The organism is Cognatishimia sp. SS12 (genome assembly GCF_028369055.1).
Classification (GTDB): domain Bacteria; phylum Pseudomonadota; class Alphaproteobacteria; order Rhodobacterales; family Rhodobacteraceae; genus Cognatishimia.
The window spans coordinates 90,200-105,517 of record NZ_JAQNCZ010000006.1; the positions used below are offsets into that span (position 1 = coordinate 90,200).

General features: G+C 56.7%; 13 protein-coding genes. 12 read left to right on the plus strand and 1 reads right to left on the minus strand.

What is annotated here, in order from left to right; translation table 11 throughout:
- Positions 1–2 precede the first annotated feature (2 nt).
- Positions 3–1,001, minus strand: coding sequence for an aldo/keto reductase (locus N6L24_RS13870; RefSeq protein WP_271845296.1), 999 nt, complete (start codon positions 999–1,001; stop codon positions 3–5).
- A 147-nt stretch (positions 1,002–1,148) separates the two neighbouring features.
- On the opposite strand from N6L24_RS13870, the gene N6L24_RS13875 reads away from it, so the two are divergent.
- The 12 genes from N6L24_RS13875 to N6L24_RS13930 all read left to right on the plus strand — a co-directional run bounded on the left by N6L24_RS13875 (position 1,149) and on the right by N6L24_RS13930 (position 15,197).
- The gene (locus N6L24_RS13875; protein WP_271845297.1) at positions 1,149–1,883 is read left to right on the plus strand and encodes an SDR family NAD(P)-dependent oxidoreductase; all 735 of its coding nucleotides are present in this window, start codon (positions 1,149–1,151) and stop codon (positions 1,881–1,883) included.
- A gap of 2 nt (positions 1,884–1,885) precedes the next feature.
- Positions 1,886–3,001: a zinc-binding dehydrogenase gene (locus tag N6L24_RS13880; RefSeq protein ID WP_271845298.1), complete on the plus strand. Its 1,116-nt coding sequence runs from the start codon at positions 1,886–1,888 to the stop codon at positions 2,999–3,001.
- Positions 3,002–3,024: 23 nt separating this feature from the next.
- On the plus strand, positions 3,025–4,002 hold the full coding sequence (locus tag N6L24_RS13885) for an aldo/keto reductase (RefSeq protein WP_271845299.1): 978 nt from the start codon (positions 3,025–3,027) through the stop codon (positions 4,000–4,002).
- 98 nt (positions 4,003–4,100) lie between these two features.
- Positions 4,101–4,817, plus strand: coding sequence for an ABC transporter permease (locus N6L24_RS13890; protein WP_271845300.1), 717 nt, complete (start codon positions 4,101–4,103; stop codon positions 4,815–4,817).
- A gap of 4 nt (positions 4,818–4,821) precedes the next feature.
- A complete protein-coding gene (locus N6L24_RS13895; protein WP_271845301.1) occupies positions 4,822–5,652 on the plus strand; it encodes an ABC transporter permease in 831 nt (276 codons plus the stop codon).
- Positions 5,653–5,654: 2 nt separating this feature from the next.
- Positions 5,655–6,446, plus strand: a complete 792-nt coding sequence (locus N6L24_RS13900; protein ID WP_271845302.1) for an ABC transporter ATP-binding protein — start codon at positions 5,655–5,657, stop codon at positions 6,444–6,446.
- Between the two features lie 25 nt (positions 6,447–6,471).
- A complete protein-coding gene (locus N6L24_RS13905) occupies positions 6,472–7,416 on the plus strand; it encodes an ABC transporter substrate-binding protein (protein ID WP_271845303.1) in 945 nt (314 codons plus the stop codon).
- 89 nt (positions 7,417–7,505) lie between these two features.
- Positions 7,506–9,734 carry an arylsulfatase gene (locus N6L24_RS13910; protein ID WP_271845304.1) on the plus strand — a complete coding sequence of 743 codons (2,229 nt, stop codon included), beginning with the start codon at positions 7,506–7,508 and terminating at the stop codon, positions 9,732–9,734.
- A 10-nt stretch (positions 9,735–9,744) separates the two neighbouring features.
- Positions 9,745–10,674 (plus strand): formylglycine-generating enzyme family protein, encoded by a 930-nt coding sequence (locus N6L24_RS13915; RefSeq protein ID WP_271845305.1) that lies wholly within the window; start codon positions 9,745–9,747, stop codon positions 10,672–10,674.
- A 300-nt stretch (positions 10,675–10,974) separates the two neighbouring features.
- Entirely contained in the window at positions 10,975–12,186 is a 1,212-nt protein-coding gene (locus tag N6L24_RS13920; RefSeq protein ID WP_271845306.1) for a tyrosine-type recombinase/integrase, read from the plus strand.
- Positions 12,187–12,385: 199 nt separating this feature from the next.
- Positions 12,386–12,631, plus strand: coding sequence for a helix-turn-helix transcriptional regulator (locus N6L24_RS13925; RefSeq protein WP_271845307.1), 246 nt, complete (start codon positions 12,386–12,388; stop codon positions 12,629–12,631).
- Between the two features lie 106 nt (positions 12,632–12,737).
- Positions 12,738–15,197, plus strand: a complete 2,460-nt coding sequence (locus N6L24_RS13930; protein WP_271845308.1) for a TOTE conflict system archaeo-eukaryotic primase domain-containing protein — start codon at positions 12,738–12,740, stop codon at positions 15,195–15,197.
- Positions 15,198–15,318: the final 121 nt, after the last annotated feature.

Sequence of the window (15,318 nt, forward strand, 5' to 3'; positions counted from 1 at the left end):
CCTTAATATGTAATTAAATCTGCTTGGGGCGGGCGTCGCCGGGCGCGCTGCCCTTCGGAGGGCACATGTTTGTCGAGCCAAAATGGCGCCATGCGCGCGCGAATATCAGCGCCATGCGTTCGTGCCAGGGACAGCGCGCCCAGGTTCTCTTCGAGTTGCGCCATCTGCGAGACCCCGAATAACACATTAGCCGTGGCCGGGTTGGCCAAGCAAAAGGCCAGAACCGCCTGCGCCGGGGTCGCGTCAAAGTCGCGGGCGACCTTCGCAATCTCGGGCGCGGCCGCAATAATGCGCGCGCGAATATCTCCGGGGTCCGCACCAATTTTGCGATTGGGCGTCTTAAGCGCCAGGATACCGCCTTCCAGACAGTCAGACGCCTGAAGCGCCAATTTGCCGGATCCAAACAGGCTGCCGTACCCGGCACCTTCGGCCATCGAGCGGCGCACAGGGCTGTATTTGAGCTGTGCAAAACTCGGGCCAATCATCCCGCTTTGCGCCGCGTAGTCGAGTGCCGCATGGGTATCTGACAGAACCCAATTGTTGATACCCCATGACTGAACAAGCCCGTCGGCAATCAATTCATTCACCGCCGTCACGACCCTGGGGATATCGAGCCGCTCAAAATAATCGCCCAGAACAATCGTTTCAAACCGGTCGGTCCCAATCCGGTCCAGACTGGTTTCGATTTGCTCACGAAAGCTCAGCTCGGGATACTTCCAAAGCCAAAGCTTGCCGCAAAGCTGAATCTCTTCACGCTTCAGCCCGCTGTCGCGCCAGGCATTTCCAAACAAGATATCGGTTTGTGAATGTTCAGAATGCGGACCCATATTATAATGGGCGACATCGAAAAACGCGCAGCCTTCTGCTTGGGCGCGACAGATCAGCTCAACCGCGCTATCGGGCGTCATCCGATCCCAAGTGTTCCATGAACCCAATGAAAACAAAGGATATTTATTGCCAGTCGCATCGAGTTTTCGACGATCAACATCGCTTTCGGTCATGATCTCCCCCCAACAAATCACTATTTTTTATAGTAGATAATTATCAATATAAATAAATATTGACTACACAAAAAGTTTTGTCAAACATAAGGGCAAGCGTGTCCCCTCGCCGGTACACGCATCACCAAACTGATTGGGAGGATCGGTTTGACAGACAAACGATGTGTGGTCGTCACTGGCGCTGCCAGCGGCCTCGGGAAATCAATTGCAACTGCTTTCGCTCAGAACGGCGATTTCGTCTTTGTGGCCGACATTGACGGTGACGCGGCACATGCCGTGGCCGAAGCTCTGGGCGGGCGCGCGGTCCAGATGGATATTGCGGATGCAGCCTCTGTCCAAGAGGCCGCCAGCGCCATCTTCGAACACAGTGGGCGCGTTGATGTTCTGATCAATAATGCCGGCATCGTCGGGGGGCGCGGCAGCGTCGTTGATCTTGACCTTGAGGTTTTGCGCCGGGCCCTCACGGTCAACGTTCTGGGCACTTGGACGGTGACGCAGGCCATTGGGCGCAAGATGCAGGCCCGCAAAGCGGGAACAATCATCAATATCACCTCAATTGGGGCCCGTCAGCCGACGCCAGAAATGGGCCACTACGAAGCCAGCAAGGCGGCGATTGAGGCCATCACCCGCACGACCGCGATTGAAATGGCCCCCTTTGGCATCCGCGCCAATGCCATTGCGCCGGGTCCCGTTGTCACGCCAATGACCCAGCGTCTGGTCGAAAACCCCGACGCGCGGGCCGCCTGGGAGGCGCGCATTCCGCTCGGGACGATTGCCGAGGTCGATCAAATCGCACCTGCAGCCCTCTTTCTAGCGAGCGCGGCAGCTAGCCACATTACCGGCACCAGCCTGACCATTGATGGGGGGCAACTTTTGAAATGAGTATGGACCAAGTGAGACCAACCCAAACACAGGCCGCAGTGCTGACCGAATTTGGGGCACCGCTGCAAGTTCAGACCTTGCCGCTGCCTGACACACTCGAACCCGGCGCGGTGATCGTGCAGATCGTCTGCGCGACCCTCTGTGGCACCGACATCGAAATCTGGTCCGGCAAGATGCGGATGCCAGACATGCTGCCGCAGGTGCTGGGGCACGAAATGGTGGGCGAAGTTGTGGCCACGGGTGCTGATGCAGCTGACGTTTATGGCACCCCCCTGTCCGTGGGTGATCGGATCGGCTGGTCCGAATCGACATGCGGCCAATGCGCGGGCTGCGTGTCTTACCGCGAACCTGTCTTGTGCGAAGACCGCGGCTATTCATTCAAGCAGCGCGCCGACAGGCCGCCTTATGCCGCGGCGGGCATTTCGCAGTATTGCTACGTCAAACCCGCCTCCGCCAAGCTGCGGATTCCGGCAGCGGTCAAATCGACCTGGGCTTCTATGGCGTGTTGCGCGGGCAAAACCGTCCTGCGCGCCTTTGACCGCGTGGGCGGCCTTTGCACGGGGGCAACCGTTGTCGTGCAAGGGGCGGGTGCCCTTGGCATATTTGCCACGGCCGTTGCGAAAATTTCTGGGGCCGGGCGCGTCATAACGATCGGTGCGCCAGAAGAGCGTCTGGCCATGGCGCGCCGCTTCGGTGCCGATGAGACCATTGATATCTCGGGCGGATCTGACGGCGCCGCTGAGCAGGTCTTGCACATGACGCAAGGACGCGGCGCGGACTATGTGTTTGATTTTGCCGGTGCCAAAACCATTGGCCGCGAGGCGGTGCAAATGGCCGCCAAGCGCGGCAAAATCATGGTTGTCGGCGCGACAGGTCCGGCCGATTACCCCGTGCCGTTGGGGGGGATCATGCGAAAAGAGCTGACAGTGCTCGGATCGCTGAATGGCGACATCGCCGACTATGAAAACGCCATCAATTTCTTTGAAAAATATGCAGAGGCTGCGCCATGGGATTCACTCTTTGAGGCACCTGTGGGTCTGAGCGGCGCCGCAGAGAGCGTCCTGGCAATGGCAGAACACCGCGCCATCAAAGCCGTTATCGACCCGCGACTGCCCTAAAGCGCTGACCAGAAAGACACGCAATGAACATGACTACCACCAGCATTCAGATCCCAAAGAACACTTTGGTCGCGCCTGAGTTTCAGATTCCGGCGTTGTCGCTGGGCTCATGGAACACCTATGATCGCATGGATTTTCACGAAGCGGTGTCAATGGTGCAGAAGGCCCTCGCCTCCGGCGTGAATATGTTCGACATCGGGGTCTACGGCCAGCGCACGCAAAAAATACCGACCAGTGATATCATTTTCTCGGCCATCGTGCGGGCGGCGAAGTTGCGCCGTGAGGATTATATTCTTTCTGAAAAACTGTGGCTTGAAGGCTTTGACGACGATCAAGGCTTTCGCCCGCAATTGGAGCGCGCGCTGTTTCGCGTCGGCACGGATCATGCCGACATCGTTGTGTTGGGCGATGTGCGCGACAATCAAATTGAGATGCGAGATCTTGTCCTGGCTGTCGCGGATCTGAAATCACGTGGCCTTATTCGCGCTTGGGGTGTGAACAATTGGTCCGCCAGCAACATTGCTGCGCTGTTTGATATCGCCGCCGCCGAAAACGTCGATCCGCCAGCAATGGCGCAATTGAAGTATTCCCCGGCGCGGCGCGCGATTGTTGATGGTGCCCCTTTCAAAGCGTTGTTCGAACGCGGTCTGAAACTGCAGGCCTCTGATGTCATGGAAGGTGGGGTCTTGGTCAAAGACGCGCCTTCTGATCGCATGATCGGCCAGGATCCGGGCGGCATCCGCGAAAAAATCGCGGCCTCGGCCAAGACGCTGCGCCGCATTGCGGATGAATTTGGCACGACACCCGCCCAGCTTTGTATCGCGTTCACTATGACGCATGATCACATCGTCAACACTCTGTTTGGGGCCTCAAAAGCGGCGCATCTCGCCGAAGCGCTCCGGGCGGTTGAGCTGGTGGACCGCATTGGGAAAGCCAAGCTGCGCGGGGCGTTGGAACCGCTTTGGGCAGACCAGGGCGTTGTTGACCCAAAGGGGCCATGACATGACCGGAACCACACGCACACACCCCAGCAAAGAGGTGCAACATGCTTGTTAGCGCGCGCCGTCGAGCGCAAATATTGACCTTTATGGGGGCCCTGTTGTTTTGGTGGGCTGTCACCACAGCCGGGTGGGTCGAGCCGACGCTTTTGCCCCCTGTCCAAGATGTCTTTTTGGCCATGTTCACACTTTGGGGGCGCCCCGAATTCCTGCCAGCGGTCTGGCTGACGATCAGTTCTGCGCTGGCCGGATTGTGTATCGCGTCGGTCCTCGGCATCGTGCTGGGCCTGATCATCGGGATGGTCCCTGCGCTTGAACGCACAACACGGTTTCTTGTCGACTTTGGCAGGTCCTTTCCGGTGATTGCGCTGTTCCCCGGCATGCTATTGCTGCTTGGGGCGACAACAAAAATGGTCATCACGCTGGTATCAATCGCCTGCTTTTTCCCCATCCTCATCCAGGCCATTTATGGCGCGCGCCGCTTGGAAAGCACCATCCGCGACACGGTCAGATGCTATCGCCTGCCACCGTTTCTAAGGTTTCGGCGCGTTGTGCTTCCGGCGGCGGGCCCCTTCATTTTCACCGGCGTGCGCATCGCCATCGTGAAATCAATCCTGATTTCCTTTGGCATTGGCGTTGTCAGCCCCGTGGGCGGCATGGGGCACGAGCTGTCCGTTGCGCGCGGATATTTTGAAACAGACATCGCCTTTGCCTACGCCGTTTATGCCGGGATCTTGGGTATTTCGGTCAATGCGTTCTCGGACATCTTCGAAAAGCGGGTGCTGAATTGGCATTTGCAAAGCTCAGGGGAGGTTTAGTTTGATGCGCTTTTTCCTTACGCGAACGCGGCTGCCCGCCCTCATTGAACAGGCATGGCTGCCGCTTGGGCTCTTCATCCTCTGGTATGTTGCGTCCAAATCATCCACGTCTTTCTTCTTTCCACCCCTTTCCGAGATCCTGAAGATGCTCTGGGAGGGTCTGAAATCCGGCGAGCTTTTTGCCCAGGCCTATATCAGCCTGCTTAACCTGATGGTCGGCCTCACCTTCGCAACCCTTTTGGCCGTGTGCCTGGGGATTTTGATCGGTGCCAATGAACGTGTGCGCTCAGCGGTCTGGCCATTGGTGAATTTCATTCGATCCATCCCGCCGGTTGCCATCATTCCGATTGTCATCGTCGCCTTTGGCGCGGGCCCGATCCCCAGCATCATCTTGATCGCCTATGCCTGCAACTGGCCCATCATGCTGAATGTGATCGACGGCATTCGCGGCCTGAGCCCCTCGATCCGCGATGCTTGCCAGGCCTTCAGGTTGCCGCCGCGGGTCTACTTTACCAAAGTGTTGTTGCCGGCCTCCCTGCCGCAGTTGATGGCGGGCATTCGACTGGCGCTCGCGGTGAGCCTCACCATCATGATGGTGACAGAGTTTTACGCCGCAAACAAAGGTTTGGGCTTTTATATCAATGACGCCAGCCAGCGCTTTGCGGTTGCGGAAACCTGGGCCGGCACCTTTTTCGTCGGCATCATCGGCTATCTGCTGAGTGCGGGTTTCCTGATGATCGAGCGTCGGGTGCTCGGTTGGTACTTTGAAATCCCACGCCCACGGCGCCGCTGGCTTGCACCGCGTCGCCTGACCAGAACGTTTTTGAGGACATAACAATGACAAATCATCCAACAGCTGAACGGCTCGTCGTCGAAAACCTGTCAAAGACCTACGGGTCAGGAGCCACTGCGGCCCATATCCTCGACAATCTGAACATTACGGTCGAGCCCGGTGAATTCGTCTGCATCGTCGGCCCATCGGGGGCCGGAAAAACAACGCTGTTGCGCTGCTTGTCTGGCCTCATGGCCTGCAGCGAGGGGGGCGTGCGTGTGGGCGAGAAACATGTGACCGAACCGCTCGAAGAAATTGGCCTGGTGTTTCAGGACTATCGCGGATCTCTGATGCCTTGGATGCGCTCTGCTGACAATGTGGCCTTGCCGCTGGAAGGCAAGGGCGTGCCCCGCAAAGAACGGTTTGAGCGCGCGCAGCAATGTCTGGCCGCCGTTGGATTGCCGGATGTCGGGGACATGTATCCCTGGGAACTTTCAGGCGGCATGCAGCAACGTGTCGCGATCGCGCGGGCGCTGGCCTATGACGCACGTATCCTTTTGATGGATGAACCCTTTGGGTCACTGGATGCGCAAACGCGCTTTGAACTGGAAGACCTGATTTTGGACCTGCGCCGCACCATGGGGATCAGCGTGGTCCTCGTCACCCATGACATCGACGAGGCGGTCTATTTGTCCGATCGCGTCATCGTTCTGTCCGGCAAACCCGCCACCGTCGTGGACACAGTTGAGATCGACCTGGGACCGGAACGCGACCAGATCAAAACCAAAGCTGACACGAGATTTGCAGAATATCGCAGCCGTATTCTAGGCGAGATCAAACTAAAAAAAGCCGCCTAGCCCATAAACAAGGAGGAGACCCAAGATGAAATTCAAACCTATGATCAATGGCATCGTTGTCGGCGTGATCAGCGCCCTGGCGCTGCCGATTGTCGCCGCCGCGCAGGATTTTAAACTTGCCTATGCGCCTGTGGGTTCATTTGAACCCCTGCTGATCGCGCAAGAAAAAGGATGGTTCAAAGAAGCCGGGCTTGACGTTGAACTGATCCGCGGGTCGCGCCCTTCAGACGATATTGCCCGCTTGCTGTCCGGCGAAATCGACATTGCTGCCACCGGCTCAATCCCCGGTGTCTCTGCGATTTCAAACGGTGTTCCGATCCAATTCGTGTTCGGTTCCACGGTTGCGAGTGAAATTCCAAACAGTGGGTTGGTGGTGCGTGACGGCGATCCGTATCACACCGTCAATGACCTTAAGGGCAAACGTGTCGGCATGTTCGGCACACAGGGTCAGGGCACCATCATGATGCTGCGCTCCATGTATGCCAATGGGATGGAAAAGGGCGACATCGAGTTCCAGAACCTGCCCAATGATACGCATATCGAAAACCTGAAAAACGGTAATGTCGAAGCGATCATTCCGCTGTCATTGTACTATGGTTTGGCACTTGAGAACCCGGACTTCCGTGCGATTGATGAACCATCGTCTCATATGGTGGGCTTGCCCTCGATCAGCTATGTGGCGACCAAGCGCTTTGCTGACGAGAACGCCGATAAACTCCAGACGCTGATTTCCGTTTTGGAACGGGCCTATGCCTATGCCAATGAAAACGAACTGGAAGTGCGTGAAACGACCAAAAAGCACACGCGCCTGCCGCATGACTTTATCGACAAACGCCGCGTTGTGCCCTCCACCATCCATCTGGTCACCGAGCAGCTGGAACGTTTGGGCCAAGATATGGTGACATTCGGCCTGCTGAAACGTGCGCCTTCGGCGGAAGAACTTGTATGGTCCGGCGCACCAACACGCTGAGACATGAATGACACTCAGCAAGCGCAGCCCTGCGCTTGCTGTTTTTTGCCCCCCTAGGGGCAGACACTAACGACGGAGCATGGGCGACAATGGCAGGTCAACAGAAAGCAGAACCAAACGCACGGTATGGGGTTATCCCCTCCAACCGGACCCGCGCACCTGCAGGCGCGCCCAATATCCTCATTATCATGACCGATGATGTTGGGTTTGCGGCCTCCAGTACCTTCGGCGGCCCCGTCCCCTCCCCCACATTTGATGCGCTCGCCGAAGATGGTCTGCGCTATAACGGTTTTCACACCACAGCGATGTGTTCCTCAACGCGCGCTGCGCTATTGACCGGCCGCAATCACCACACGGTGGGCACCGGTTCGGTGGTTGATATTGGCTATGATGAACCCGGGTATGATTCCATCATTCCCGACAGCTGCGCGCCCTTTGCCAAAACGCTCAAGAAAAACGGCTACAGCACCGCTTTCATCGGCAAAAACCACAACACACCCGATTGGGAATTAACCGCCCAAGGCCCGTTTGACCGCTGGCCGACAGGCATGGGGTTTGATTATTTTTATGGCTTCCATGGCGGGGCCGCCGACCAGAACGCCCCGGCACTGGTCGAGAACACCACGCTGCTCGATACACCCGATGATCCAGACTATTTCATGGATCGGGATCTTGCAGACAAATCCCTTGAGTGGTTGCGCACACAGCGCATCGCAGCCCCGGATGCGCCGTTCTTGTTGTATCTTGCACCCGGCACCGCGCATTCACCGCACCGCGCCCCGCAAGACTGGATTGATCGGTTCAAGGGCCAGTTTGATCAGGGCTGGGACGCCATGCGCGAAGAGATTTTCGCGCGCCAAAAAATGCTCGGCGTGATACCGCCCGACACCAAACTGACCCCGCGCCCCAAGGAGATCCCCGCTTGGAGCAGCCTTGATGATCAGTCAAAAGACGTCGCGGCACGGATGATGGAATGCTTTGCTGCGCAACTTGCATATTTTGAACATCAGCTCGGCCGGATTATCAAAGAGCTGAAGCGCACCGGGCAATATGACAATACGCTGATCCTTTATATTCAGGGCGACAACGGTGCCAGCGGCGAAGGCAAACTGGAAGGGTCGCTGGCGAACACGCTCAATCCGCGTCCGATCCCGATGTCTTATATGCACAGCCGTCTCGAAGATTTTGGCGGGCCAACCACGTTCCAGAATTACCCGACCGGATGGGGCTGGGCCACAAATACGCCGTTTCAATGGACAAAGCAGGTGGCGTCGCACTTTGGCGGCACACGCAACGGCATGGTCGTGACCTGGCCAGCGGGGATCAAAGACCGCGGAGGCGTGCGGCAACAGTTTTCGCATGTCGTTGATGTGGCCTCGACGCTTTATGAAATCATCGGCATCGATGTGCCTGAGCAGGTTGATGGCATTGACCAGTCGCCCCTGGAAGGCACGAGTTTTGCCTATAGCTTTGATGCGCCCGATGCCCCCTCGCGCCATACGTTCCAATACTTCGAAATGGTGGGCAATCGCGCCTGGTACGAAGATGGGTGGATCGCCTCAACCACACCCGGCAAACTGCCATGGATCATGGAGCCCCCGCCCAGCGTTGCCGACTACAATTGGGAGCTCTACGATCTCAGTCGCGATTATTCTCAGGCCGATGATCTGGCCCAAGAGCACCCCGAGAAACTGCAAGAGATGCGCGCGAAATTCGAAACCTACGCGGCCGCACATAACATCAACCCCGTGGACAATGATTTGCGCCCGCGCATGACCCGCGATTTGCGGCCTTATGTCACCAATGGGCGGTCTGAGTTTGAGTTTTTCGAAACCAAAACCCGCATACCGGATCAGGGTTTTCCTGATCTGAAAAAACGGTCCTGGGCGCTAGACGCCGAAGTGACGCTGACGGCAACACCGGCCGAGGGTGTGATCATCAACCAAGGTGGTTTTTTCGGCGGTTGGGGTCTGTTTTGCAGGCAGGGCCAGCTGCGCTTCATCTATAAGGCGGGTGCCTTTGAATTTGATATCTTTGAAATCACCGCCGAAGGCAGGTTGACCGAAGGGACCCACCACATCACGGCAGAGATCACCGCCGATGATGCGGCCCCCGGCTCCGGCATATCGGTTGTCTTGCGCGTCGATGGCGCTGTGGTTGGCAAAGGCCGGGCAGAACGCACGATCCCCAATATTTTCCCGGCTGAAGGGATCGGCATCGGCCGCAGTTTCGGCACCGGCCTAATAGAGGTGAAACAAGTGCCAGACCGCTTTACCGGGCGCGTGGAGCGCTTGACGATCAAACTCGCCCCAACATAAAGATCAGCGTGTGACCCACTCACTCGCCCCAACGGATATCGCAATGCCAGAGCTTGCTGACGACATGATTTTTGTTCCCGGCGGCACGTTCAACATGGGGTCAAATGATCACTACCCGGAAGAGGCCCCGGTGCGCGAGGTGCAGGTTGATCCGTTCTTGATCGACTCTGCGCCCGTCACAAATCGGCAGTTCGCCGAATTTGTGCGCGCCACCGGCTATGTCACCTTGGCAGAGCGGCCCCCGAATGCCGAAGATTACCCAGGTATTCTGCCAGAAATGCTGCACGCCGGATCGCTCGTCTTTGTGCCACCAGCTTCGCTGGATGCGCTCGCGCCGAATTCTTGGTGGCACTATGTGAGGGGCGCGCAGTGGCGCCATCCGGCTGGAGCGGGCAGCACTCTGGACGGGCTGCAGGACCACCCGGTTGTGCACATCGCCTATTGCGATGCGCTGGCCTATGCGGGGTGGGCGGGAAAATCACTTCCAAGCGAAGCGCAATGGGAATACGCCTGCCGCGCCGGTCGCGAAAACACCGTCTATCCATGGGGCGACACCCGCGCACCGAACGGGGCATTGATGGCAAATTACTGGCATGGTGCCTTTCCCATGCACAACACCTCCCCAGATGGGTTTATGCGCACATCGCCCATTCAAACCTATCCGCCCAACAGCTTTGGCCTCTATGACATGATCGGCAATGTCTGGGAATGGACAACAGATGTCTTCCAAAGCGCCGCCGGGTCCGTGGGAGCGACCTGCTGCGCGGCGCCGGACCAATCCTCCCCCCATCTGGAGAGGGTGATGAAAGGCGGCTCGCATCTCTGCGCAGACAATTATTGCCGCCGCTACCGTCCCGCCGCACGGCACCCGCAACCTTCGGATACGTCGACCTCGCACCTCGGATTCCGCTGTATCAAGACGCTTGATGCCAGCACCTAGGCACTCAGCTCCGCCTCCGAGTCGGACGGATTCGGACGTTCGGACAGACGACGCCTCGCAATCAACAAAACATAGTAACTTCAGGAAGTTAGTGGTGCCCCCACACGGACTCGAACCGCAGACCTACTGATTACAAATCAGAAGTATAGATTTATAAGGATGGTTCAAGTTAGTTCAGTTTGATATATATTTCAGCTATTTATGCGATTTTTAAAACGATAATCAGCCGGTTTACAGCTCAGGAAAGTCCATGTAAGCGTTGTCGTGCGTTTGAAAAAGCGTTTGAAAACGGAGCCCGACATGACCCCGACGATCAATTTCGACAGCGTTCCGCAAGTGCGTAAAGTTGCAGGAAACAAGCCCGACGCGGGCACCACTTGGTATGCTCATGATGGCGACAAATACCCCTGCTTTTACTTGGGCGTCGGCAAAACCCGCGCCTCTTGGTACTTCAAAGGTCGGCTGAATGGGCGGTCACAGCAGAAGGCATTAAAAGCCACCTTTCCAGACACAACGGCAGCGCAGGCATTCGCAAAGATCAAAGCGCTTGGCGAAATGCATAAGGATGGCGCGTCGGCGGATATCAAAACGGTGCGCGACGCTTGGATGCACCATTGCGCTTCAAGCCAAATGTCGGATCGGCATCAAGCAGACATGACAGGCAAACTCGAACGTTGGGCATCAGAAATACTCGATAAGTCGCCGACCGATGTATCGACCATCATGATCCAGAAAGTCATCAACGCCATCGACACAGGTCGCGGCAATAACTCAGCGGCCACAAAGCGCCACATCAGGGTCGCGCTATCTTCCGCTTTCAATAGGTTGAGCATTCGCAACCCAGCCGAGGGCGTCACTGTTCCGAAAGCAAATGAACGCCCGCCGATTTGGTACGACTTGTGCGATATTCATCGCGACCTTGATCCCGATGACCTCTCAATTGTTTGGGCAGCTATTTGGGAGAAACGGGAACAGAACATCATCCTTGGCACAGCTTGGTTGCTGATGTTGTTCACCGGCATTCGCTCAGAAGACGTTTGCTCACTGCGTTGGGAAGCGGACGGCAGGCACGGTTTCGTCGACCTTCAACGCAAAGAGTTGGTTTTTCCAAAGCTCAAATCGGGTGTGCGAAACCGCGCATTGCCAATCGGCGACATAGCGACAAACGCACTGCTGTCTGTTCGACACTCGGATAGCGAGTGGGTGTTTCCAGCCAACTCCGTGACGGGGTACGTCGGTGGCGGCCATGGTCTCGACACGCTCAAAGCAATGGTCGAAGGCAAACGTGTCGCGGTGATCCGCCCTCACGACACACGCAAGTTTTTTCAAGAGGCGTGCAACGAGGCGCTACTGCCTGACCACGTCATGCACTACTTGCGCGGTGATAAGGCAACCCAAGGCGACGGGAAAATGCTGATGAAGTACACGGCGCGCGTTGGAACGTCCGCGCCAAACATGGTTGAAACGGTCATGAGTGAACGCATCAAAACAACACCTAATTTCGCCGGTTGATGCAGCGCGGCTGTTTGACTACGTTGATCTTCGCCGACGGAAACGTCAGCGGCAGTCAATGCCGCGCCCATGACGGGGGCAACAGCATATGCTTCGGTGACGCGTGCGACGATGCCCCCGAAGCTGAGGGGGAAATTGTCGCCAGTAGCAACTGAAACCCGACTGTTCGAATTTGGACAGACAGAGAGGTTCGTTGCCGATGTCCGTACAGACAATCCGCGCGCTCGAGGAGCGCATCGAAGCGTTGGAGTTGGAACTCATAACGCCCAAAATCATGACCACGCCGCAGGTATGCGAATTCCTCGGGATTTCCGAAGGGCAATTCTACATGCGGAAACAGGCAGGAGACAGCCCGCCTGCAATGTACTGGTCGGAGAGAACGGTTCGGTATGACCGAGACGACGTTATCGCATGGGCGCAATCTAAAAAAGTGGGGCAGGCATAAGGCCCGCCCCATTGGTTTGGTGTTACCGCGAAGTCGATGGAATAACTCGTTTATATACGGGATTTTGGCTACGCTAAACCGATGATGCGGGTCCACCTGATTTGGTATGGACGAAATTCAGCAGTTAAAGCAGATCACTGAATTGGCCGGTCCCGGCTATTCAAAGATGAAACGAAGCGGCGGCAAGAAGGCCTACTTTGCAACCGACGGCGAAATTACAGATGACGTGCTCCGCGCTCATCTCAACGGAACTCAGCCTATCGGCGTCAACATGCACATTGGAGACGACAAATCGTATCTCGCCGTTTTCGACCTTGATGACCACGACAGCAGATATGAGCCGAGCGTTATGCGAAAGCGAGCAGGATTTATCGCTGCTGCGCTCAACAATATGGGCACGCCTTACTTCGTCGTCCGGTCTGGCGGTGGTAGGGGTTATCATCTGTGGGTCGCCTTCGAGAACGCTGCCCGAATGGACACCATCCGTTCGCGGATGCGCGACGTGCTTGATGCCGCAAACCGCATCCTGAGTCAGTCACCATGGGCGCACGAGAAATTTGTGCCTGACGATGGGCAAGGCAAAGGGATGTTTCATGACACGGGCAAGATCTGGCAGCGTGTTCCACTCCCTGACAAACCCGACATCACGACGGTGGAACACTATGTCGAGCTATTACCAAAGGGTGGTAAGCGGCCAGTGGTAGCGTTGCCCCTGGCACTCGAAAGCGTTGTGCTGACGCCTAGGGAGATCGACGAGACAGGTGCAATGCAATTCCATGAGGGCGGCGAGATCGTTCTGCGCAAAGCACAACCGCGCAAGTCAGGGCCAAAAGGCGGTCAGCGCACTAAGGCAATCGACGTAGATGCCGCATTGCTAGCATTCATAAAAGCGCGGCCCGGAGGCGGCTATAAGGAATGGAGCGACGCGGGTTTCAATATCTTCGGCGCATTCGGCGAAGATGGGCGCGAACATTGGCTCACCTACTCCAAAGAAACCGACGGGTTCGTTTCCGAAAAAGACGTTCTCAAAAAGTGGGCAGACATCGCGAAGTCGGGCAAGTGCGGCTCGGCGCCGTTCTGGGCATATGCGCGCGCGGGCGGGTATTCGGGCGGTTTACCGGACGACGTGCATCTCGACCGCAAAGGGGATCAGACGAAGGTGATCCTCGACGATGTAGTAGGATCACTCAAACTATTCCGCGATCCCGATGGCACAGCATATGCTCGAGTTGGCCCTCGGCGCATTATGCGGATCGACTCGATAGAATTCGCGGATTGGCTGCGGCGCACTGCTTATGCAAGCGGTGTTACGCCCAGCCAGGAACAGATCAACCTAGTCGTGGGCATCGCTCGGGCGCACGCCTACGAAACGGTCGAAGACGTCCATCTACGGGTGGCTCGAAAGGGCGACCGCATCTACGTCGATCTCTGCGACGCTGACGACCGTGTCTTGGCGATCTCAGCCGACGACATTGAATTGATCGAAGGAGATACCGAATGCGCAGTTGTCTTCCGTCGTTCGCGTCAGTTGCCGATAGCGCTGGCAGATGGCTCGCTTGAAGACATTCGGTCTATGGTCAACATGGACGATGACCAGTTTGTCGTCTTTATGGCATGCGCCGTGAAGATGTTCTTCCCCGACACACCATCTCCCATCGTTAACTTGATCGGTGAATATGGCTCGGCAAAGACATCGACAACGCGGGTATTGCGGTCTCTGATTGACCCGGTTTCTGCGATGGTTGCACCCGGCGGTGAGAAGCCCGACGATGTACTGATCCGCGCGTGGCACAACTACGTTCTTACTCTCGAAAACATGTCCGACTTGACGAAATTATCGGACACACTCTGCGGTATTACCACCGGCATGGGGTTCGAGGTGAGGCAGTTGTTTACCAACGGTGACTTGTTTTCAATCTGGGTGCGTCGCCCTGTTATTGTGAACGGCATCGACCCGTCGAAGTACGCTGCTGACTTGATCTCGCGAATGGTTGAGATCGAGTTAGAAAAGCCAGAAAAACGGATGCTCGAATCCGAGTTCGAACAACGCCTATTCGAAACCGCACCGCGCATGTTTATGGGAGCGGTTGGCCTTGTAGTCGAAGTGTTGAAGTTGTTGCCTAAGATCGACCCACATGAGTTCGCGGATAATGTGCGACTGGCCGAGTTCGGTGCCATTGGCGAGGCGACAGCGCGCGTTCTCGGAAAAGAACCCGGCTGGTTCATCGCGATGATGGTCGAAGCACAAGACATCGCACAGGACGAAGCTGCCGATGACTCAACTACGATGCAGGCTTTGAATGCCATGCAGGAGCCGATTATTCGTAGAGGCAAGTTTTGGGGTACGCCGCAGGAACTTCTGGGGGAAATGCATCAGTCAGCGGAGGCGTTCGGCATCAACTCTGGTCGATTGCCGCAGACAGCTGCCACGTTGAGCCGGGAGTTAAACCAGCTCAAGCCCTCACTGCGGAAGCGAGGTTGGCAGATCGACAAAAAGTCGAGGAAATGGCTGTTGATCCCGCCACCGGAGGCAACCGCAGAGGAATTGACTGCGATGGTGTCTTAGATGCGAATGTGCAGGGCGTTATTGCGCCCTGCACGAATTGATCGGGGTGGAGATAACCATCGCTGCTGCTACGCTAACTCCCGTCGCCCATATGGTTTCGAAGACATGGGTTAAGTTCATA

Bases quoted from the DNA above. Each gene is read 5' to 3' on its own strand.
- N6L24_RS13870 (WP_271845296.1), bottom strand. From the start codon at position 1,001: ATGACCGAAAGCGATGTTGATCGTCGAAAACTCGATGCGACTGGCAAT.
- N6L24_RS13880 (WP_271845298.1), top strand. From the start codon at position 1,886: ATGGACCAAGTGAGACCAACCCAAACACAGGCCGCAGTGCTGACCGAA.
- N6L24_RS13885 (WP_271845299.1), top strand. From the start codon at position 3,025: ATGAACATGACTACCACCAGCATTCAGATCCCAAAGAACACTTTGGTC.
- N6L24_RS13895 (WP_271845301.1), top strand. From the start codon at position 4,822: ATGCGCTTTTTCCTTACGCGAACGCGGCTGCCCGCCCTCATTGAACAG.
- N6L24_RS13900 (WP_271845302.1), top strand. From the start codon at position 5,655: ATGACAAATCATCCAACAGCTGAACGGCTCGTCGTCGAAAACCTGTCA.
- N6L24_RS13905 (WP_271845303.1), top strand. From the start codon at position 6,472: ATGAAATTCAAACCTATGATCAATGGCATCGTTGTCGGCGTGATCAGC.
- N6L24_RS13910 (WP_271845304.1), top strand. From the start codon at position 7,506: ATGGCAGGTCAACAGAAAGCAGAACCAAACGCACGGTATGGGGTTATC.
- N6L24_RS13920 (WP_271845306.1), top strand. From the start codon at position 10,975: ATGACCCCGACGATCAATTTCGACAGCGTTCCGCAAGTGCGTAAAGTT.
- N6L24_RS13925 (WP_271845307.1), top strand. From the start codon at position 12,386: ATGTCCGTACAGACAATCCGCGCGCTCGAGGAGCGCATCGAAGCGTTG.
- N6L24_RS13930 (WP_271845308.1), top strand. From the start codon at position 12,738: ATGGACGAAATTCAGCAGTTAAAGCAGATCACTGAATTGGCCGGTCCC.